The sequence below is a fragment of the Paenibacillus mucilaginosus 3016 genome, from assembly GCF_000250655.1.
GTDB classification, from domain to species: domain Bacteria; phylum Bacillota; class Bacilli; order Paenibacillales; family NBRC-103111; genus Paenibacillus_G; species Paenibacillus_G mucilaginosus.
Genome location: NC_016935.1, coordinates 4,984,402 through 5,004,487, shown reverse-complemented (window position 1 = coordinate 5,004,487; position 20,086 = coordinate 4,984,402). Strand labels below are relative to the sequence as shown.

The following is a 20,086-nucleotide window of genomic DNA, read 5'->3' as shown; positions in this document are numbered from 1 at the left end:
CTCTGCTTTGACATTTCACTTCCATTTGCATATGATGGCAGTAGTACAAATGAATGGAGATGCTTTTATGGCCGAGGTTGTTCTTAACTAATCAATTTCATAGATGCGGCTGTGCGGAATACCTGAGACGCTACAGGTCTGTCCTTATATGGGCATACGTGGCATAGCAGGGTACCGATGTGCAGGCCGGCGAGCCCGAGAATCTGGTGCTCCTGTTTGCCTGCGCCGTCACAGCGGCATGAAATTAGTTAAGAACAACGGATCATATCGACTGCAAAAAGCATTTTTTTGCGAGGATACCGTGCTCTTAGAGTACGGTATTTTTTATGGACAGATTCCAAGGGCAGCCGGCTAGGCTCGTGCCTGATGAGCATCTGTTTACTTCACACACCCGTTTCTTCCAAACGGGTAGTGCAGAGGGCCCGCGCGAAAAAATCATCTCCGAACAGGGAGCAGCGTATGAACACGTCGTGTTCATACGCTGCTCTTTTTTGTATGCACAGAGGTCAATACGATGAAATCCCAAACGGTCGGAGGGTATAGGAAATGGATAAGAACATGCAAATGAAAGTGGACATGGCCGGATGCCTGGAGTATGAGAAAGTAAAAGAGGGGCTGCTGGACCATGCCAAATCTTATTTGGGCCGGGAGCACATCCGGGCGCTGATGCCGGTCACGGATCAAGGGTTGATTGAGCGCTGGTTGGAGGAGTCGGCGGAAGCCGTCAAGCTGATCGAGCACGGCGCAAGTGTCCCGGTTCCCGCTTTGGACGGCATGGAGACGATGGCCGCGGGACTCGGCAAGGGATTCCTGCTGACCGTCAGCGAGCTTGGGGTGATCGTCAAGTTCCTGGAGAACACCGCCCAGCTCAAGCGCTTCATGAGCCGGAAGGAATCCATCGCTCCGCAGGTAACGAGCTATGCGCTGTCTCTCTATGAGCTGAGCGAGATCCGGCTGGAGATCGAACGGTGCATCCGGCACGGGGCGATCGATGACGGAGCCAGTCCGGAGCTGGCCAAAGTGCGCAAGAAAATCGCCATCGCGGAAGAACGTCTGAAAAAGAAACTGGAGAGCACCATGCAGCGCTATCGCAGCTATCTGCAGGAACAGGTGATCAGCATGCGTGGCGACCGCTATGTCATCCCGGTGAAGAAGGAGCACCGCAAGCTCGTCGCCGGATCGGTGCTGGATGAGTCGGCCAGCGGGCAGACGGTGTTCATCGAGCCGGCCGAGACCGCTTCGCTCACCTATGAGCTGAGCGCCCTCCGGGCGGAGGAGAGCAGGGAAGAGACGAAGGTGCTGGGGCTGCTGACCGATCTTGTCGAGAGCCATACGCAGGAGATCCGGCTGAATCTGGAGACCATCGGGCATTATGATTTTCTCTTTGCGAAGGCGAAGTACGGCCTCTCGATCGGGGGTCGGACCGTTGAGATCGGCTCCGACGGAAGAACGCGAATCCTCCGCGGACGTCATCCGCTGCTCGGGGCACACGCGGTGCCGCTGGACTTCGAGATCGGGGAGAGCTACAGGGCGCTGATCATCACGGGACCGAACACAGGCGGCAAGACCGTTACGTTGAAGACGGTAGGCCTGCTGACGATGATGGTCCAATCCGGTCTCATGGTACCGGCGGCCGAGGGAAGCCGGTTCAGCATCTTTCACAGCGTGCTCGCCGACATCGGGGACGGCCAGAGCCTGGAACAGTCGCTGAGCACATTCTCCTCCCACGTGAAGAATGTCATCCGCATTCTGGATGAAGCCGGACCTTCCGCCTTGATCCTGCTGGACGAACTGGCGGCCGGGACCGATCCCGGAGAAGGGATAGGGCTCTCGATCGCCGTACTGGAAGAGCTGTACCGCCGCGGTTCGACGGTGATCGCAACCACGCATTTTAACGAGATCAAGCGGTATGCGGAAGCCGCGGAGGGCTTCGAGAACGCACGGATGGAGTTCGACGTGGAGACGCTGCGGCCGCTGTACCGGTTGACCATTGGTGAAGCCGGCCGAAGCTACGCGTTCCAGATCGCCGCCCAGCTCGGCATGCCTGCCGGCATTATCGCGCGGTCAAAGGCGATCACGTACGGCCCGGCGGCCGCGGCCGGTGAAGCGGGGGGGTCATCAGCCGCTTCATCGTCTGCCGGGGCAGGCCTTGTGTCTCTCGAAGAGGCCCTGCAGGGGCCTGATCGGGAAGGAGCTGCAGGCGCGGGGCCATCGGCGGGGCAGCGGCAGCAGCAGCCCGTCCGCCGCGGGAAGAGGGAGGCGGCACGTGAGCTCCAGGCGGAGTTCGAGATCGGCGACTGCGTCTGGATCCATTCCCAGAGGCGGACCGGCATCGTGTGCGGACTGGCGGACGAGCGGGGCAACCTGCTCATCCTGATCCAGAAGGAGAAGGTGAAGATTAACCGCAAGCGGCTGTCGCTGTACATCGAACGGGAGCAGCTGTACCCGGAGGGCGACTATGACATGGACATCGTCTTCGAGTCCAAGGAGGTGCGGAAGAAGCGCAAGATGATGAGCAAGCGGCACGACGAGAGTGTAATGATCATTCATCCGCCGCAGGGAGAGTAACCGCTGGGGGACCGCGCCGCAAAAGGATCGGTCGGGGACTACGCGGAATAACCCCAAACGTATTTACGGAGAACTCCGAAAAGACGTTTGGGGTCTGCCTGCATCCGTGCGGTTACTGCTCGTCTGGGATGTAGAATCTCCGGCTGCCGATCTGGATATCCTTCAGCGACTGGTTGTCGTCGAAATCGTGATCGAAGAAGAGCCGGCGCAGCACGCTTCCATCCTGATACGTGAGAATAAGCGTGTTCCCGCTGATCTGATAAGTGCCTGTGTCACTTTTCGAGCCGGCCGCATTGGTGGTGCTCACATGAACGTCAAGGGAGGACAGCGAGAGATCGGTGCTCTCGAACGTGCCGTCGGACTTGAACGTCAGATATTCCGTCCAGGACGAGGAGAAAGCGTGGATGCCGACAAGGCCTTGGTATCCGATATGTTTATAAGTTCCCTCGAGCTTCAGTCCATCCGCCACAGCAGCGACGGGTAACAGGGCCACATCCTGGATCTCCAAGTACCCGTCACTCGTTACACCGATCTCATAACTGTCACCGGTGGCGAGAGTGAGCTTGCCGTCTGCGATCGTATACGTGGTGCAGCCATCCCGGGTGCAGTCGATCGTCTCCGGACCGCCCTGGGGAGGAACGCCTACCAGGACGCGTTGGTCAGGCAGGAAGGTGTAGATGTCCCAGCAGGCGCCGCCGCATTCGTAGCCGCCAAAATCATCACGAAAGCCGTAGTACATCCCCTGCAGGGCGGCAAGATCCACCGGCTTGGAGGGGCCGGGAGGCGGGGTCTGCGGTGCCGCGGGAGCGGCGGGTGCGGCAGGCGCTTCGGGCTTCGGCTCCGCCGCCGGGGGAGCCGGTACGGTTCCGTCACCTGAAGATGCGGAAGGCGGATGTCCCTGCTTGGCCGCATACTCGTCGATCTTCTTTTGCATTTCCTCCCTGCTCATACCCAGGCTCTGCAGAAGGGCGGGGGTGATCAGGGTGATTTCGCCGTTCACCGCATCCCAGTTCACCAGGGCGCCTGTAGCTTCGCCAATGAACCGCAGCGGGACCATGGTGCTGCCGTTCACGATCCGCGCAGGTTCACTGAGCGGAACCTGCCGGCCGTTCACGACCGCCTGCGGATCTTCAATACGCAGCGAAATCATGAGATCCGCCTTCGTACCGGTTACGGTGCGGCTGGCTTCCTCCCACTTCACTTCCATCCCCATGGCCTGGAAGAGCGGCCGGAACTGGACCAGGGTGGTGCCGTTAATGATCAGCGGGTCTACTTCGAAAGGGATCTGGTTCGTATCCACGAATACTTTAAGGGGCTTCGGAGCTTCTGCGGAGACAGAGGGGTTGAACAGGCCGAAGAGGGCGGCGAACAGCAGGGTGATCACTAGCATGGGGCGGAACCGGTGCAATACAGGCAACCTCCTTAAGCTTTTATACCAGCCACCAAAAGGTTACCTGATTTCCCAGACCCATCCAAGGGGCGAAAGTAGCCTTTTCGTTCTCTAGAGTGCTACAATAAGTAGATCTTTGTGAAAAAAAGAAGCAGGAAAGCGAATAAGAATGGGGAAGATGGGGTATGGCAGTCAAAATCATCGAGGGGGATCTCCTTCTAGCCAGCGAAGACATCCTGGGGCATCAGGTCAACTGCCGAGGGGTGATGGGTTCCGGCGTGGCCAAAGGAATCCGCGCCCGCTTTCCGGAGGCCTACACTGCGTATCAATCCAAGTGCGCCGGCGAGAGGAGCGGGACGCTGCTCGGGCAGTGCCAGATCGTTCGGAGCAAGGGAGGCAAATACATCGCGAATCTCTTCGGGCAGGATGGCTTTGGAGCCGGCGGCAGGTACACGCAGGAAGACAAACTGAAGCAGGCGCTGATGGAGCTGCGGGAGTTTGCCCGCTCGAACGGCTTGTCCGCGGCGCTCCCCTACCGGATCGGCTCCGACCGGGGCGGAGCCGATTGGCAGGTCGTGTACGGAATCATAGAGGAAGTGTTCAAGGAAGACGAGGTTACGCTGTATAAGCTGCGAGCATAGCATCGGCGAGGCTCAGCATCAGCTTGTCAAGCGGCGGCCGTAGTCCACAGCAGATATAACGCCAGGCCGAGCATCAGCAGCGCGTTCGAAGCCATGAAGGGCTTGTGGCGAGCTCGGATGAGGTGGGCGTGAACAGCCCCAAGCATGAGCACAGCGCACAGGCCGGCACCGAGGAGCCGGATCCACGGCAGCCACAGCGAAGCGATCATGGAGACCACAACGGCGGCCTCCAGTACCGCTATCCCCTGCATGAGCGGCATGGGATAGCGGTACTCTTGCCAATGCCTCGTCATGGATGCCGTGCGCAGGAACTTGGCGGCGGCGGAGAACGTAAACATGGCGGCCAGCAGCAGGACCGCGGTGGTCGAGAACAAATTCATTTTATACACTCCTTTGCTGTAATGGAAGCCGACACAGCTTCGTCTGCAGTCCATTGTAGAATACCGGCGGCGGAGCGTATGTAAGCCAGCTTACATGAGAACGAAAGCAAGGAGGGGGCCGTCTTCAATCACATCAAATATTTGTCCCGAATCGCCTTGTTCGATGGGCTGGAGCAGGACGAGCTGGGCGGGATCGCAGGCCTCACCCCGGCTGCGGTACAGCCGAAGGGGACGGTGGTAACGGCCCCGCACAAGGCCTCCCCATCCGTCTACTTCATCAAGGCCGGGGCGGTCCGGCTGTACCGGATAGACGAAGAGGGCCGGGAGGTCACCGTCGATGTGCTCGGCACCGGGCACCTGTTCGGAGAGGGAAGCCTGTTCGGCAGCGGCCCGGGCGGGCTGTTCGCGGTGACCCTGGAGGAGAGCGTGATCTGCGTTATCAGCCGGGAGGCTCTGCAGGAGATTCTCGAGGCACGGCCGCAGCTTGCGATCCGCTTCATAGGGATCGTGACGGACCGGCTGCGCGAGGCGGAGGAGCTGCTCAGCCGGCTGGCCTACGGCAGCGTAAGGAAGCGGCTGCTCTATCTGCTCGCGAAGCTGGCCGGCAAGTTCGGGACGCCCGCCGCCCTGCGGGGGGAGCCCGATTGGGTGCGGCTGCAGGTGGACTTGACCCACCAGGAGCTCGCCAGCATGACCGGCAGCACGCGGGAGACGGTCACCGCTGCGCTGGGCAGGCTGACGGCGGACGGCATCCTTTATCGTGACGGGACACGCGGTCCCCTGCATGTCCACCCGGGGCGTGCAAGAAGGGCAATGGAGGGAGAATGCGGCGTGCTGCTGCCGGGTTGAGCGAGCGGGACGAAGGAGAGACGAATGTACGTTCTTGTGATACGATAGAACCAAAAAAGGATGGATGCTCTCCTATGACCGCCTCCGCGAAGATCGAACTTACGCATTGGACGCCCCGCTATGCCGAAGCGCTGGACGCTTTCGAGCTTCCGGCCGAACAGCTGCAGTTCACGGCACTACCCAAAGACGCTTTGTCCCAGGCCGCTGATCAGCACCCCATCGTCATTCTTAGTGAGGGAACGCCTGTAGGATTTTTTGTTCTGCACTCGTCGGAACGGGTGCATGAGTATTCTGCGAATCCCCGGGCGATGCTGCTGGCCGCTCTGTCAATTGACCGCAGACAGCAGGGGAAGGGATATGCGAAGCTGGGGATGCTGGCGCTGCCGGGCTGGATCCGGACGCACTTTCCGAACTGCAATGAAGTGGTCCTGGCCGTGAATCACAAGAACAGACCCGCCCGGCAGCTGTATTGGAACGCCTGCTTTGCCGATACCGGCAGGAGAAGAATGGGACCGAACGGAGAGCAGTGGATCATGAGCCGGAAGTGGTGAAACCAAAAGACGGCATGTTCCCAGGGCGAAAAGTAAGATTCAAGTGAAGAAGACTCCCGTGTTGACTTGGAGTCTTCTTTGTCGTGTCCGGGGTTTTCGGATCCGTTACCGAACACCTGTCATATCCCGCCGCCTTCTTTATAGGATAAGAGAGAAGAGAAGGCGGGGCAGGAGCGCCTATTGCCGGATGAGTGGAGCAAAGGAGCAAAGGAGGGGTATACCTGAGAATCTGGGTAGCAGGCAAGCAGGAGACGCTGAGGACGATTGCCCGGTTGAACGGCGTGAGCGTTGAGGAGGCGGCGGCACTCAATCCCCACATCGGTCATTACGACGAGGAGCTGGCCGGGAGCACCGTCTATCTGCCGTCTGGGACAGGGATTGGGACGGAAGCGGAAAGCGGGGCGGATGAGCGCCTCAAAAGCCCAGGGAGACTGCCGGTTTGTCAGGTGCAGCCCCCGGCCGTCCTGGACCATTGGATTCCGCTCAAGACGCTGGAGGAGATGGCGCAGGAGGAGTATGACGTGCTGATCATCGGAACCGGCGCCGGCGGCGGTTCCGTCCTGTGGAGGCTGTGCGAGCAGTGGAAGACGCAGCGCAAACGGATCGGGATTATCGAGCGGGGGGATTCCGTGATTCCGACCCACGCACGCAATTTGTCCACGATGAATCAAGACCGCCTTACGGCTTACTTCAACGGCTTATCCCAGCCGCTGCCAGGCAGCGAGCCTTCGTTCAGGGGAGCCCGGCAGCTGTTCGCCCTCGGCGGCCGGACGTTATTCTGGTATGCCTTCGCCCCGCGGATGCCGTCTTGGGATTTGGCGCAGTGGCCCGTGCCGGTGGAGGAAATGGAAAGCTATTACGGGATTGCCGAGCAAGTAATGAACGTTACCGAATCCTTCGCGGAGGGGGCGTCGTTCACGGAGATCCTGCTGCAGCGGCTGTGGATGCGCGGCTACTCCAAGGCTTCACCGCTGCCGGTTGCCGCCGACATCGTTCCTCAGGTGTATGGGGAGCTGCATACCGACATGTTCACGAGCTCGATCTCCCTGCTGGCCCGGGCGCTCAATCAGAGGCCCTATGATCTTGCCGTGAATGCGCGTGCGCTCCAGATTCTTCACGCCGGCGGACGCGTGACCGGCGTGAAGGCAGCCGCACCGGATAAGACGGAATATACCTTGAAAGCGAAGACCGTCGTCGTCTGTGCCAGTACGTTCGAGACGCCGCGGCTGCTGCTGTACTCCGGCATTCAGAACAGGGCCCTCGGACATTACTTGACCACGCATTCGTTCGTTCAAGCGACGGGAACCATCAGCACGCTGGACTTCCCCATCCCCTGGGGACCCTTGAACATCATGATTCCGCAGTCCCGGGAGAACCCTTATTCTGTACTGTTAACCGGGCCGGAAGCGTTCTACTGGTATCCCGTTGCCTTCGAGAGGCCGGTGCAGACCGAAACGGCCGTCAATTTCTATGGATACGGGAAGATTGAGCCCCGGTACGAGAACGGGATCACCCTGGATCCTTACAAGAAAGACGAGTATGGGGTGCCGGAGATCAAGGTTCACTTCTCGTTCAGTGACAAAGACTGGTCCGTTGTTCACCGGATGACCGAAGGAATCAAACGCATCGCTGCCGATGCCGGCATCCGGCTCGCTTCCCGGGACGGCCGCCCGCCGATCTGTCTCACCCCCTTCGGCGACCTGCATCACGACTCGGGCACCTGCCGGATCGGGGACGATCCCCGCACCTCCGCTGCCGGTCCTTACGGCAACATTCACGGCGTAGCCGGACTTTATGCCGCGGATAACAGCGTGCTGCCGTCGATCGGCGCCGAGAACAACACGCTGGCAACCATCGCCCAGGCGATCCGCACGGCGGATCACATCGCGCGGCAGCAGGGAACCGGAGCCGTTGTCCGAAACCGGACTCCTGAATAAACAGGGCACGCTTTTGGCATCTTATGGGGTATAAGCCAATTCTAATGCACATCAATCCATGACCGCCGCACGTGATCTTACGGTGCCGTCCCGTCATCCATCCCGCCGGGACGGCACACCTGTGGTCAACCTGATCTTGAGGGGATGAAACGGATGAACAAGGGAGCAGACAGCGGCTGCGAAGCCATATCCACCGTACTGGGGAGCAACCTGAAGCGGATCGAAACCACGTTTGCGAACTGCAGCGACCTTTCCATCGTTTATATGCATTACGGCCCGGGCCTCGGCTATTCCGCTTTCTCGGTCTACTATAACTCGCTCGTCCAACGCAAAGAATACAACTACTTGAAGGAGACCCTGCAGGATCTCATGACTACGCAGGTCGGGCAGGGGACCTCCGTCCGGCCCGAGGAGCTGTTCCGTTTCTTCGAGCAGGGCGGGGCGTCCACCCACACGGCGGTTGTACTGGACAGCTTCGAGCAGGCCGTAAGCGATGTGAACGACGGGTATATCGTTCTATTCTTCGATCTGTGGAACAAGGCGCTGAGCTACAAGGCCCTGGGTCTGGAGAAAAGACAAGTCACGGAGCCGACCACCGAACCGGTCGTTCAAGGGCCGAAGGAAAGCACGATTGAGGAATTGAATAAAAATATCGGGATGCTCCGCATACGGTTGAAATCGCCCCGATTTAAAATGGAAAAGTTCTCTGTGGAGAGCGAAACGAAGACGGAGATCGCTTACGGGTATCTCGAAGGAACGGTCGATCCCGAGGTGCTCGCCGAATTCAAGAAACGTATTCACCGTCTGACCTGCGGCGAGATTCTGGAAACCTCGTACATCGAAGAGCTGATTGAGGATTCACCCTACAATCCGTTCCCTCAGGTTCGTTATACGGAACGGCCGGATGTGGCTGTCGCCGAGCTGCTTAACGGGAAGATCATTGTCATGGTGAACGGGACAGGCTCCATTCTGATCTGTCCGGCCACCTTCCCCGAGCTCATGCAGTCCAGCGAGGACTATTACCAGCGTACCTTGATCGCCAGTCTGATCCGGTTGATGCGCCTGGTAGCCTTTTTCATTGCCCTGATGCTCCCCAGTATCTATATCGCCCTCAGCACCTTCCATACGGAGCTGATCCCTACCGTGCTCCTGCTGGCTGTGCTGAATTCCCGGGAAGGCATTCCTTTTCCGGCGATTATCGAAGCCTTGATCATGGAGCTGTTCTTCGAGCTGCTCCGGGAGGCGGGGGTGCGCCTCCCCCGGCCGGTAGGCTCGGCCGTGAGTATCGTCGGAGCACTCGTCATCGGGGAAGCGTCCATCAACGCCGGCATCGCTTCGCCTATTCTGGTGATCATCGTGGCCCTGACGGGGATTGCGTCCTTCGCGATGCCCCAGTTCAATCTTGCCGTTGCCCTGCGGATCCTCCGGTTTCCGATGATGCTCTTCGCAGCGCTGCTCGGCGGGTTCGGCCTGATGATCGCGCTGCTGCTGCTTTGGCTGCATCTGTCGAACATGCGGCCGCTCGGCCAGCCCTATCTGGCTCCGCTGGCGCCATTCAAGCCGGTGCAGCTGAAGGATTTCCTGATCCGGGCGCCGCTCCAGTCGCTGCTGCGCTCACCGCGTCAGATGCATCTGAGGAAACCAAAACCGCAACCGAAACCGCAACCGAAGACGTAACATGACACCGAGAGTGAGGCAGGCAATGAACTGGATGAGAAGGATCTCCGTCAGCTTCTCGCTGCTGCTGCTGCTAACGGGGTGCTGGGATCAGGCCGAGCTCCCGGAGAAAGGCTTCGTCATGGGACTTGCCATCGATGAGAACGAGAAAGGCAAGTTCCTCCTGACCGCACAGATCTTCAAGCCTGTCCAGGCGGTCGGCGGCAAAGGCAATCAGATGTCCTACCTTCATATCATGGGGGAGGACTATTCGATTGCCAAAGCCATCCGGGACATCCCAAGCCGTCTCGGAAGAAAGATGCAGTGGAGTCATTTGAGAGTGGTGATTATCAGCGAGGCGCTGGCTAGAGATAAAGGTCTTTCCGACCTTATGGAGTTCTTTTACCGCGACCACGAGCCGCGCATCATCGCACCGGTGATGATTACCCAGGGAAGGGCGTCGGATGTGCTGCGCAGGAAACCGCTCATCGAGAACACGCTGAGCCAGCAGCTGTTTGAGGGTCAGCGGGCCTCGGCGGCGCATAATGCCAAGACGCTGGATATGAATTTGCTCCTTCTGGGAAAGATGACCCGCAGCGAAGTAGGTAACAGCATGATACCTTACGTATTCCAAAGCGAGATCGACGGTACCCCCGTGCTCAATATTGAGGGAGCCGCTCTGCTGAAGAAAGGGACAATGACAGGCCGGCTGGATGGGGAGAAGATGGAAGGGGTACAGATGCTGTTGAACAAATATGGGAGCGGCATGGTGAAAATCCCCTGCGGGAAAGGAGAGGACCCGATGATGAATGAATCGGTCGAAGTGCTGTCCCTCCACAGCAGTATGAAGCCGGAATTCAGCCGGCGGCCGCCCGTCATCCGGTATGCGGTGAAGGTCCAGGCCGCCATCGTCGAGCTCACGTGCTCCCGGAAGGCGGAAACGGAGGACGAAGCGAAAGCCTTCGCGGACCGTGCGGGAATGGTTATCAAGCGGAAGTTGGAAGGGGCAACCGGCTATCTGAAGAAAATCAAATTCGATGCATTGGGGCTCGGGAACGTTCTCTACCGGAAGGATCCTTCCTTATGGAAGCAGTGGAAGCCGGAGTGGGATGACCTCTTTGCGGAGACCTCTTTTCAGTTTGATGTGGAGGTTACCCTGCGGAGCAGCGGGACGAATGTAGGCCACTCGGCCCTGCATACCAAGTGAGCGGAGGCGCCATGGGAGCCAAAATCACAATGCTGATTCTTCTGTACGCTGCCATAGTGGGTTATGACGCCCGCCGGCTGTCCGGGCAGAGCAGGAAGGAAGTGATCGTTTATGCCGCTATCCTGCTTTGTACCCTATATATGGGTCTGTTGTATGCCTTGGATTTGAGATGGCCTTTCCTGCACGATTTTATAGACAGCCTCTTTAACGCGCCGGCTCACCGTATCGTTGATTTCCTCAAAGCACCGCAGCCCGAGTGACGGATTGGGAAGGAGGGCCTTCAGTGAAACCCAAGGAGCAGATCGGCGCTTACCAGATGTCTTTCCTGCTGTTTACCTTTATGACAGGCTCCTCGATCGTCAATATCCCCGGGCCGCTCATCGCCTATGCCAGCCAAGGCGCATGGATCTCCCTTCTGCTGGCCCTGGCAGCCGGTATGGCGGTGCTGGCGTGTGTCCTGGTACTGCACCGGAAGTATCCCAGCCAATCATTCATTGAAGTCAGCAGGGCGGCGCTGGGCAGATGGCCCACGGTCCTGATCGCCATCCCGTTCATATGGTTTCAGTTCCATATGGCCAGCGGCATCGTTCTGGACATCGGGTTGTTCATGAAGAGTACGCTGCTGAGACAGACGCCCCTCGCTATTTTTACCCTGTCCATTTTTGTCGTCGTGGCTCTAACCGTACGTTCGGGCCTCGAAACCATGTCCCGCATGTTTGTCATGCCGATGATCTTGGTTATCGCCTTCGTGTTTCTGGTGGTGCTGCTGCTCGCCGGTGACTATGATGTAACGAGCCTGCAGCCGATCATGCCGAACGGGGTCAAGCCGGTACTGCTCGGAGCGTACTTCGCTTACGGCTTTCCCTATGTCGAATTGGTTCTGTTCTCCATGCTGCTGCCTTATGTCCGTTCCCAGGAGCATCATCTGCTCGCGAAGGGAATGTATGCGGCCCTGCTGTTCAACGGATTCTGTTTGCTGTGCGTCACCTTGTGCACGATGGTTGTGCTTGGCCCGATGGCCAGCGAGCTCAAGTACTCCATGTTCGTGGTATCTCAAACCGTCGATATGATGGAAGTGATCCAACGGATCGAATCGGTCATGGGCTTCTCCCTCATTGCCAATTCGTTCATGAAAGCCAGCATCACGGTCTTCGTCTTGAAGGAAACGTTCAGCAAGCTGTTCTCATTCCGGGAGGGCAAGCTGCTCGTGTTCCCTTTGACCATGGCCTGCTTCCTGTTCTCCATGCTGTTCATCTCCAAGGGGGAAGCGCGCTGGGTGAATGCGGTAACCGTGCTTCATCCGCTGGTGGCGACGGTGTGTTATCTGCTGCCTCTGCTGATTGTGACGATCGCCGCTTCGATCCGAAAAAAGCTTGCCTAGATGGGTGGATATCTCCGGACTCCGGGATATTCACCCATTTTCGGCTGCCGGCATAAAGTGGGGAAGAAGACCTGGGCAGCAGGTATACGGAAAGTCCTGCCGGAGCTTAGGGCACCGGGATCGTCAGAGAGGCTGCGGCTGCCGCGCGATATGATCCGCCGTCCGGATGGCCAGCGCCACAATGGTCAGTGTCGGGTTCACCGCTCCGATGGACGGCATGACGCTGGCGTCGGCACAGTAGAGACCGGGCACGCCGTGAATCTGCCCGTACCGGTCGGTTGCCGAGGTATAAGGATCGGTTCCCATCCGGCAGGTACCGGATTCGTGGTTGTCGGTACCCGGTGGCATCATGCAGATCGACCTGGGCGGGAAGCTCATCCCGAGAACCGCCGCAGTCTGCCGCATGGCCGCATCCATCCGGAGGATGATCTCTTCGTCCCTGGCACTGTAAGAGAAGCGGATGCCGATATCGGGGACGCCGAGGGGATCTCTTCTGCCGGGATCGATATACACTTGGTTTTCGCGGCGCGGCTGCACTTTGCCGGATACGAAACAGGTGAGCTCCCAATTGTTTTTTCTCGGCTTCCTCAGTTCATGGTAGTGAAAATACCGCTCGGGCCCCTGGAACTGCAGCTGATATGGCTGACCTGCGGCTTGGGGGATCAGGATGCCGAGCGCCCCTAATTCATCCGGAAAGCCCTCGGTATTCATCAGGGGATTGGCTACGATATAGGAATGGTTGGTCAGATAGCGCCCGATGGCTTCGCCGGGGATGCCCGAGTTGAGCAGCAGCCGGGCGGTTTGCGTAGCGCTGGCCGCCACAACGACCGTCTTCGCGCGGATGAAATGGGACCGTCCGTCCGGAGTCATCGCCCGCACACCGGCGGTTCGGCCGTTCTCGGTCAGCACCTGCACGGCGGTCGTGTTGACCGCGAGATCGAAGGGCCGGAGACTGAGAGCCTTCGCCAGGAATTCGATGGTGCTGAAGAACACATTGGAGCGGACCCGACCCAAACGGGTCGGCTCGAGATTCGCCGCAAGCGGCAGGTCGATAGCACTCGGGAACCCGTTCTCCCACAGCTTCCGGAGGAGCATCTGCGTGATCGTGGAGTCCTGCGTATAGGCCGTTGTGACGTGCATGACTTTCTCTGCGATCTTGTAGTAAAAGTCCATCTCCGCGGCGGTCACGGGCCACTCGGCAAACTCGGATGCGGGCATGCGGGGAGAGACCATCCCCCACAGCAGCATCCGTCCCCCCAGCGCGTAGATCAGCTTCAAGCCGGGGAATTGGGGGAGGGCGTCTCCCACCATATAGGTGGCTTCGGGGGGGCGGTAAGCCCGGAACGTCTCGAAGTCGAAGGTCGGAATATTGGCGACATGGGTGGGCAGGAAGAGAGGGCCTCTCTCAATAAGTCCGATCTTCCTGCCGTTATCCCCCCACTGCTCGCATAATCTCCAGAGCGCCGCGCCGCCGCCTGCGCCGGAGCCGATAATCAGCACATCGTATTCTTCCGCCGCCATCCGTTCGACCGGGGTCAGGGGAATCCAGCTCGGCAGATACTCCGGTTCGGAAAGGGGCGGACAGAAGGGCGCAATGTCGCGGTATGCCGGTTCCGGCCGGCCTTCGGAAGGGAGAGTAACAATCCGTCCGGCGATATCGGTATCAGGCAGTGAAATGTGCGGATTGAGTGACAGGAGCCGTCCAAGCTCAAGGCCGGACCGGTGTGCAAGATAACGAAGAGTGTCTCCGCTGCCGGCAAGCACTTTTCTCAACAAGATTCACATCCTCTATAAACGCATGTCTTGTGTCTTGGTAACAGTATATGAAAGGCTTCCTGCCGATTAGACGCCGGTGTGAGGGGGAACGAAAGGGGAGAACGGGGATGAGGATGGTTATAGGCAACGGTTATTCGTTCGAGCGCAAGACGCAGCGTGTCACGATATGGAATGAATACATTCACGAAAGAACGAACCCCCAGGTTGCAGCTGTTTATCCGCAGGGGATTCATTCGGCATTGGTACAGGGCCTCCAGCCGTACGGCTTCCTGATGCGGACCGCCGTTCTGGATCAGCCGGAGCAGGGGCTGTCGCAGGAAGTCCTGGAGGAGACGGACGTCCTGATCTGGTGGGGTCACCTCGCACATGACCGGATTACCGATGAGGCTGTGGACCGGATTCAGGCTAGGGTTCTGCAGGGAATGGGGCTGATCGTCCTGCACTCCGGGCACCGCTCGCGGATTTTCCGGCGGTTGATGGGGACGACCTGCGATTTGAAGTGGAGAGAGGACGGCAGGCGGGAGCGGCTGTGGGTGGTAGACCCGTCGCATCCGATTACCGAGGGCATCGGGGAGTATTTTGAGCTCGAGCATGAGGAAATGTACGGGGAATTCTTCGATGTACCTCCACCGGAGAAGCTGGTGCTGATCAGCTGGTTCCCGGGCGGAGAAGTCTTCCGCAGCGGCTGCGAATACACACGCGGCCTCGGGAAGATCTTCTACTTCCGGCCGGGGCATGAATCGTTCCCGACCTACTATAACAAGAACGTGCTGCGGGTCATCGCCAACGCCGTCCATTACGTCGGGAGCGCCCATGGGACCGCGCCCGTCTATGGCGAGACGAAGGCGCTCGAGCCGTGAGGGGAGGAAGAAGCTGCTGCCGGCTTCCTCTGGCCGGTAGGCACAGCATTCTTCCGCACAGCGAATACCCAGACCCGATTAAGGGAAAGGAATGCCCGCATCCCTCTTCGTTCATGATTATGTCACAACTAAATATCCGAAGTCTGAATATTTAACTTCGTTTAAGATTCTTTTAAGGATTCTTCTCTATATTTAAATTGTTATAATTTGTAACTTTATACAATATGTGATACCCACCTGAGAATCTGCCTGGAATCCCAAGAATCCTCGGAGGAGCTATGGAAGAGTGGATAAAAATCATTGGTATGGGCCGGCATGGCTCCCGGCATCTGAGCTATGAAGAAGCCGTCCAGGCCGCCCATGTGATGGCGAGGGGCGAAGCCACGGATGCGCAAACCGCTGCATTCCTGATCGCCATGCGGATGAAGGGAGAGTCGCCGGAGGAAATCAAAGGATTCACCGACATATTCCGGCGGTACTCCCTCCGTTACAAGCGGTTTCCCCATTCCCTTAACTGCGCCGGCCCCTACGACGGACGGTTGTATTTTCCCGTGACCCTTCCGGTTTCCCTGCTGCTGGCCTCGGCCGGTTTTTCCCAGGTGCTTCACGGGAGCGAGTCTCTTCCCCCCAAGCTGGGCGTTTCCCTGAAGGAGCTGCTGGAAGGCCTCGGCGTTCAGGTGGAGCTCCAGGCCAAGGAGTGGGAGGACCTCTTCCGGCGGATCGGGATCGGGTTCATCTGGACCGAGCTCATTTGTCCTCCGTTCGGCCGGATGAGGCCGGTCCGCAAGCAGCTCGCGCTGCGCACCTTCCTGAATACGGTCGAGAAGATCCTGAATCCGGTTCAGTCGCAGTACATGATCATCGGGGTCCGGCATGAGACGGCCATGGACCATCTGATCCGCCTGCTGCCTCCGCTGGGCATCGAGACCGCGTATGCGGTCCAGGGGATCGAAGGCTCGGAGGACCTGCCAACCTATAAGCCGACCCTGGTCCGCCGGGTCACGGCATGGGGGGATACGACCTGTACGGTGGATCCGGCGCTCTTCGGCTTCAGCGGTAAGCCGCTTGAAGCATGTTCCAAAGCGGAACAGCTCGAGCTGGTAACCCGGATTCTTCAGGGCGAGAACGCGCCGGAGCTGCGTAACGAGAGGGATCATGTTCTGTTTAATGCCGGCCTCCGCTTATACTGGTTCGACAAGGTCGCATCCTATGAGGAAGGCTTCGAGCTGGCGCGGGAGCTGCTCGGACGTGGAGAGCCCTACAAGCTTCTTGCGAAGTGGAGGGAGCTAAGTTTGCAAAGCTCGCTTTTCAAGCTGGAAGCAAACGCCGTCTGGTAGCGGGCAGGGTCACCCGACCGGTTGCATCACGGCGGCCGCATGCTCCATCAAGCAGAGGGGCCCCGCGAGTGTACGCTTCACCATGGCTTGGCCGGACCGCTCGGAAGCTCAAACAGCCCTGCTCCTTTCCTGACAGGAAGGGGGCGGGGCTGTTTGCTTTGCTTAGAGCTTGACGGTGAACCCGCTTGTACCCGGGGATGCCTGCAGCTGGACTCCCCGAGGGGTCGTCTCCACCGCAGCTCCCTGAGCGTCCGAGACTTCGGCGATGCCGCGGAGCAGCAGCGTCCACGGCTTCGAGGCGCCTTCGCCTTCGGAGCTCACATGCAGTACTCCCTCGCGGCGCTCCACCCGGACACTCAGCTGCAGGGAGCCCTGCGTGTCATAGACATGAGCTGAAGCCGTGCTGCCTTCCTGCAGCTCGAAGGCATGCAGCGTGACGCCGTCCGCATAGTCGTAATCCGGCCGGCTGTCCTGGCTGCCGACGGCGATCAGGCTGCCGGGTCTCGCCAGCAGCGGAAGATGGAAGTAGTCGTAGCGTCCGCTGTGCCAGCGGCCGCCTTCCACGATCTCGCCCGTCTGGAAGTCCGTCCAGCGCCCGGCAGGAAGATAGCAGCCGGCTTCCCCGGATTCATTGAAGATCGGGGCCACCAGAAGCGAATCGCCCAGCATGTACTGGCGGTCCAGCGGGTGGCAGAGCGGGTCTTCCGGGAACTCCAGCACCATGGCCCGCATGACGGGAAGGCCGCGCTCCACCGCTTCGGCGGAGGCGCCGAACAGGTAAGGCATGAGGGTGCATTTCAGCTTGGTGAAGTGCCGGAGCACATCCACCGCCTCCTCGTCGAAGAGCCACGGCACCCGGTACGACTCGTTGCCGTGCAGCCGGCTGTGGGAGGAGAGCAGGCCGAACGCCGTCCAGCGCTTGTAGAGATCCGGCGGCGCCGTGCGCTCGAAGCCGCTGATGTCATGGCTCCAGAAGCCGAAGCCGCACAGGCCGAGGGACAGGCCGCCGCGCAGGGTCTCGGCCATGGAGCTGTAGTTCGCCGAGCAGTCGCCGCCCCAGTGCACCGGGAACTGCTGGCCGCCGGCTGTGGCGGAGCGGGCGAACAGGGCCGCTTCATTGCGGCCGAGCGAATCCTCCAGAAGCTCGAACACCGCTTTGTTGTACAAGTGGGTGTAGTAGTTATGCATCTTCACCGGATCCGAGCCGTCATGGTAGACGACATCGACCGGGATGCGCTCGCCGAAGTCGGTCTTGAAGCTGTCCACGCCCATATCGATGAGCCGCTTCAGCTTGCTCTGGTACCACTGGACCGCGGCCGGATTCGTGAAATCCACCAGTCCCATGCCCGCCTGCCACAGGTCCCACTGCCATACGTCGCCCTGGGGCGTTTTGACGAGATAGCCGTGCTCCATGCCTTCATCGAAGAGCGCCGACTTCTGGGCGATGTAGGGGTTGATCCAGACGCAGATCTTCAGCCCCTTGTCCTTCAGCCGCTTCAGCATGCCTTCGGGGTCCGGGAACACCTCGCTGTCCCATTCGAAGTCGCACCACTGGTATTCCTTCATCCAGAAGCAGTCGAAGTGGAACACGTGCAGGGGAATATCCCGCTCCAGCATCCCGTCGACAAAGTGATTCACCGTGCCTTCGTCATAGCTGGTCGTAAACGAAGTCGTCAGCCACAGCCCGAAGCTCCAGGCCGGAGGGAGGGCGGGCTTGCCGGTCAGTTCCGTATAGTGGTGAAGCACCTCCTTGGGATTCGCGCCGCCGATGATGAAGTACTCCAGCGACTCGCCCTCCACGCTGAACTGGACCTTGGACACATGTTCCGAGGCAACCTCGTACGAAACGTTCTCCGGATGGTTGACGAATACCCCGTAGCCGCGGCTCGAGAGATAGAACGGCACGTTCTTGTAAGCCTGTTCGCTCGACGTGCCGCCGTCCTCGTTCCAGATGTCCACGGTCTGTCCGTTCTTGACGAACGGGGTGAAGCGTTCGCCGAGGCCGTAGACCGATTCGCCGACGCCGAGGTCCAGCTGCTCCCGCATATAGACTTTCCCGTCCGGGGTCTGGATGTGGGCGGAGGTCTTGATGCCCGTGCCGGTCAGGCGTCTGCCGTCATAGGAGAAGACGCTGCCCCAGCCGAGGCTCTTGTCGATGCGCACCTCCAATTGACCGCTCGTCAGCTTCGTGATCTCCCCGTCCTGCACGATCTCCGCCGCGCCGGGCTCCGACTTCAGCTCGAACGCCGGTCCTGTCACTTTCCTGCCCTTGTGGTGATACAGCTGTACGCGGATCACGTTCGGCAGCGGGGAAGAATACCGCACGGTCAGCATCGCCCCGTTGAGCGTGTCGCCCTTGCGGGTAATCTTCCGGCACGCCGCATAGACGGTCACGGAGTCCGCATCCCTCCGGATATCCCGGATTTCCACCGGAAACTGTACGTTATACCCCTCTCTGAACATCCAATAGCCGTCTGTAAACTTCACGTTTCGTTCTCCCTTCATCATGTCTGTCTATGCTTCATGATAAGGTTATCCGGAGGAGAAATCTTCTGTTATAATGATCATTACTAACAGGATCCTGACATATTGGTAGGAGGTCAGCCGGGTGAATCCCATGTCGTTAAAAGAAAACCGGGTACACGGACGCCCCATGTATCCGATCAGCGTATATCACATGGAGTGCGCTCCGGGAGGCACCGTGCTCGAATGCCACTGGCACAGCGAATTCGAATTCATCCTGGTCACGAAGGGGCGGGCAGTGTTCCAGGTGGGAACCGGGAGCTTCGAGCTCACCGAAGGCGAGGCGGTGTTCGTGCACTCCGGCGAGATCCATGCCGGCGATCCGGTCGGGGAGGCGGGCTGCAGCTATTCGGCGGTCGTCTTCGGCGCGGAGCTGCTGACCGGCTCGATGGACCTCGTGCAGGAGAAGTGCGTCGATCCGCTGCTGCAGCGCGTATGCCGGCTGCCGGTCAAGATTACGGGAGCAGCGGAGTGGGGAGCGGAGGTGATCCGGCTGCTCGGCCGCATGCTGGAGAGCAGTGCGGAGGAGACGGCCAGCCAGGTGCTGGCCACGAAGGGGCTGCTGCTGCTGATCATGGCCCAGCTCTTCTCCCAAGGGGAGGCGGGGGAGGTGCCGAAGGCCGCGCTGTGGAAGACGGAGCAGATCAAGACGGCACTGCATTACATCCATGAGCATTACCAGCGCACGATCCGGCTCAAGGACCTGTGCCTCCTCACGAACATGAGCGAAGGCCACTTCTGCCGCGTCTTCCGCAGTGTGATGCAGTACAGTCCCATCGATTATATCAACAAATACCGCACCCAGCAGGCGGCCAAGCTCCTCGAGAGGACGGACAAAAAAATCGCGGCGGTCGCCATGGATACGGGATTCGAGAATATCAGCTACTTCACCAGCGTCTTCAAGACCCATATGGGCGTGACTCCCTCCCAGTTCCGCAAGGGAACGGCGGGGGCCTGAGGCTGAGCCCGCCCGGGAACCACATAATAAAATGAAAAAGGCACAAGAACGGATCACTCCGCGCTTGTGCCT

Annotated in this window: 16 protein-coding genes; 12 read left to right on the top strand and 4 right to left on the bottom strand. The window is 59.4% G+C overall.

Translation table 11 applies throughout. The features are described from left to right. Positions 1-546: 546 nt before the first annotated feature. Entirely contained in the window at positions 547-2,568 is a 2,022-nt protein-coding gene (locus PM3016_RS20745) for an endonuclease MutS2 (protein WP_014370809.1), read from the top strand. A gap of 112 nt (positions 2,569-2,680) precedes the next feature. Here the strand turns inward: PM3016_RS20745 and PM3016_RS20740 are convergent, their stop codons facing one another. Further along, complete coding sequence (locus tag PM3016_RS20740) at positions 2,681-3,976, bottom strand: stalk domain-containing protein (protein WP_014370808.1); 1,296 nt, start codon at positions 3,974-3,976, stop codon at positions 2,681-2,683. A 167-nt stretch (positions 3,977-4,143) separates the two neighbouring features. Here PM3016_RS20740 and PM3016_RS20735 point away from each other — a divergent pair, with 167 nt between their 5' ends. Continuing rightward, a complete protein-coding gene (locus PM3016_RS20735; RefSeq protein WP_014370807.1) occupies positions 4,144-4,599 on the top strand; it encodes a macro domain-containing protein in 456 nt (151 codons plus the stop codon). A 26-nt stretch (positions 4,600-4,625) separates the two neighbouring features. Here PM3016_RS20735 and PM3016_RS20730 read toward each other — a convergent pair whose 3' ends face one another. Next, positions 4,626-4,979, bottom strand: coding sequence for a DoxX family protein (locus PM3016_RS20730; RefSeq protein ID WP_013918477.1), 354 nt, complete (start codon positions 4,977-4,979; stop codon positions 4,626-4,628). A gap of 141 nt (positions 4,980-5,120) precedes the next feature. Here PM3016_RS20730 and PM3016_RS20725 point away from each other — a divergent pair, with 141 nt between their 5' ends. The 7 genes from PM3016_RS20725 (at position 5,121) to PM3016_RS20695 (ending at position 12,560) form a co-directional block, all read left to right on the top strand. Next, positions 5,121-5,828, top strand: a complete 708-nt coding sequence (locus tag PM3016_RS20725; RefSeq protein ID WP_041619198.1) for a Crp/Fnr family transcriptional regulator — start codon at positions 5,121-5,123, stop codon at positions 5,826-5,828. A 74-nt stretch (positions 5,829-5,902) separates the two neighbouring features. Next, a complete protein-coding gene (locus tag PM3016_RS20720; RefSeq protein ID WP_014370805.1) occupies positions 5,903-6,379 on the top strand; it encodes a GNAT family N-acetyltransferase in 477 nt (158 codons plus the stop codon). 191 nt (positions 6,380-6,570) lie between these two features. Then, positions 6,571-8,316, top strand: a complete 1,746-nt coding sequence (locus PM3016_RS20715) for a GMC oxidoreductase (RefSeq protein ID WP_014370804.1) — start codon at positions 6,571-6,573, stop codon at positions 8,314-8,316. 153 nt (positions 8,317-8,469) lie between these two features. Continuing rightward, positions 8,470-9,993 carry a spore germination protein gene (locus tag PM3016_RS20710; RefSeq protein WP_014370803.1) on the top strand — a complete coding sequence of 508 codons (1,524 nt, stop codon included), beginning with the start codon at positions 8,470-8,472 and terminating at the stop codon, positions 9,991-9,993. A 25-nt stretch (positions 9,994-10,018) separates the two neighbouring features. After that, positions 10,019-11,179, top strand: coding sequence for a Ger(x)C family spore germination protein (locus tag PM3016_RS20705; RefSeq protein WP_014370802.1), 1,161 nt, complete (start codon positions 10,019-10,021; stop codon positions 11,177-11,179). An 11-nt stretch (positions 11,180-11,190) separates the two neighbouring features. Then, the gene (locus tag PM3016_RS20700; RefSeq protein WP_014370801.1) at positions 11,191-11,439 is read left to right on the top strand and encodes a hypothetical protein; all 249 of its coding nucleotides are present in this window, start codon (positions 11,191-11,193) and stop codon (positions 11,437-11,439) included. A 23-nt stretch (positions 11,440-11,462) separates the two neighbouring features. Beyond that, entirely contained in the window at positions 11,463-12,560 is a 1,098-nt protein-coding gene (locus PM3016_RS20695; RefSeq protein ID WP_014370800.1) for a GerAB/ArcD/ProY family transporter, read from the top strand. 123 nt (positions 12,561-12,683) lie between these two features. On the opposite strand, the gene PM3016_RS20690 is transcribed toward PM3016_RS20695, so the two are convergent. Next, positions 12,684-14,324, bottom strand: a complete 1,641-nt coding sequence (locus PM3016_RS20690; RefSeq protein WP_238540624.1) for a GMC oxidoreductase — start codon at positions 14,322-14,324, stop codon at positions 12,684-12,686. Between the two features lie 119 nt (positions 14,325-14,443). Between PM3016_RS20690 and PM3016_RS20685 the strand changes: the two genes are divergently transcribed. After that, a complete protein-coding gene (locus PM3016_RS20685; protein WP_014370798.1) occupies positions 14,444-15,196 on the top strand; it encodes a ThuA domain-containing protein in 753 nt (250 codons plus the stop codon). A 278-nt stretch (positions 15,197-15,474) separates the two neighbouring features. Next, a complete protein-coding gene (locus PM3016_RS20680; protein WP_014370797.1) occupies positions 15,475-16,533 on the top strand; it encodes an anthranilate phosphoribosyltransferase in 1,059 nt (352 codons plus the stop codon). A gap of 162 nt (positions 16,534-16,695) precedes the next feature. Here PM3016_RS20680 and yicI read toward each other — a convergent pair whose 3' ends face one another. After that, positions 16,696-19,020, bottom strand: a complete 2,325-nt coding sequence (gene yicI / locus PM3016_RS20675) for an alpha-xylosidase (RefSeq protein ID WP_014370796.1) — start codon at positions 19,018-19,020, stop codon at positions 16,696-16,698. 130 nt (positions 19,021-19,150) lie between these two features. Between yicI and PM3016_RS20670 the strand changes: the two genes are divergently transcribed. Then, the gene (locus tag PM3016_RS20670; RefSeq protein WP_014651573.1) at positions 19,151-20,014 is read left to right on the top strand and encodes an AraC family transcriptional regulator; all 864 of its coding nucleotides are present in this window, start codon (positions 19,151-19,153) and stop codon (positions 20,012-20,014) included. The last annotated feature ends 72 nt before the right edge of the window (positions 20,015-20,086 follow it).

Excerpts from the sequence above, each read along its gene's own strand:
- PM3016_RS20680 (WP_014370797.1), top strand. The coding sequence starts at position 15,475 with ATGGAAGAGTGGATAAAAATCATTGGTATGGGCCGGCATGGCTCCCGG.
- PM3016_RS20745 (WP_014370809.1), top strand. The coding sequence starts at position 547 with ATGGATAAGAACATGCAAATGAAAGTGGACATGGCCGGATGCCTGGAG.
- PM3016_RS20700 (WP_014370801.1), top strand. The coding sequence starts at position 11,191 with ATGGGAGCCAAAATCACAATGCTGATTCTTCTGTACGCTGCCATAGTG.
- PM3016_RS20735 (WP_014370807.1), top strand. The coding sequence starts at position 4,144 with ATGGCAGTCAAAATCATCGAGGGGGATCTCCTTCTAGCCAGCGAAGAC.
- PM3016_RS20685 (WP_014370798.1), top strand. The coding sequence starts at position 14,444 with ATGAGGATGGTTATAGGCAACGGTTATTCGTTCGAGCGCAAGACGCAG.
- PM3016_RS20670 (WP_014651573.1), top strand. The coding sequence starts at position 19,151 with ATGTCGTTAAAAGAAAACCGGGTACACGGACGCCCCATGTATCCGATC.
- PM3016_RS20720 (WP_014370805.1), top strand. The coding sequence starts at position 5,903 with ATGACCGCCTCCGCGAAGATCGAACTTACGCATTGGACGCCCCGCTAT.
- PM3016_RS20730 (WP_013918477.1), bottom strand. The coding sequence starts at position 4,979 with ATGAATTTGTTCTCGACCACCGCGGTCCTGCTGCTGGCCGCCATGTTT.
- PM3016_RS20705 (WP_014370802.1), top strand. The coding sequence starts at position 10,019 with ATGAACTGGATGAGAAGGATCTCCGTCAGCTTCTCGCTGCTGCTGCTG.
- PM3016_RS20710 (WP_014370803.1), top strand. The coding sequence starts at position 8,470 with ATGAACAAGGGAGCAGACAGCGGCTGCGAAGCCATATCCACCGTACTG.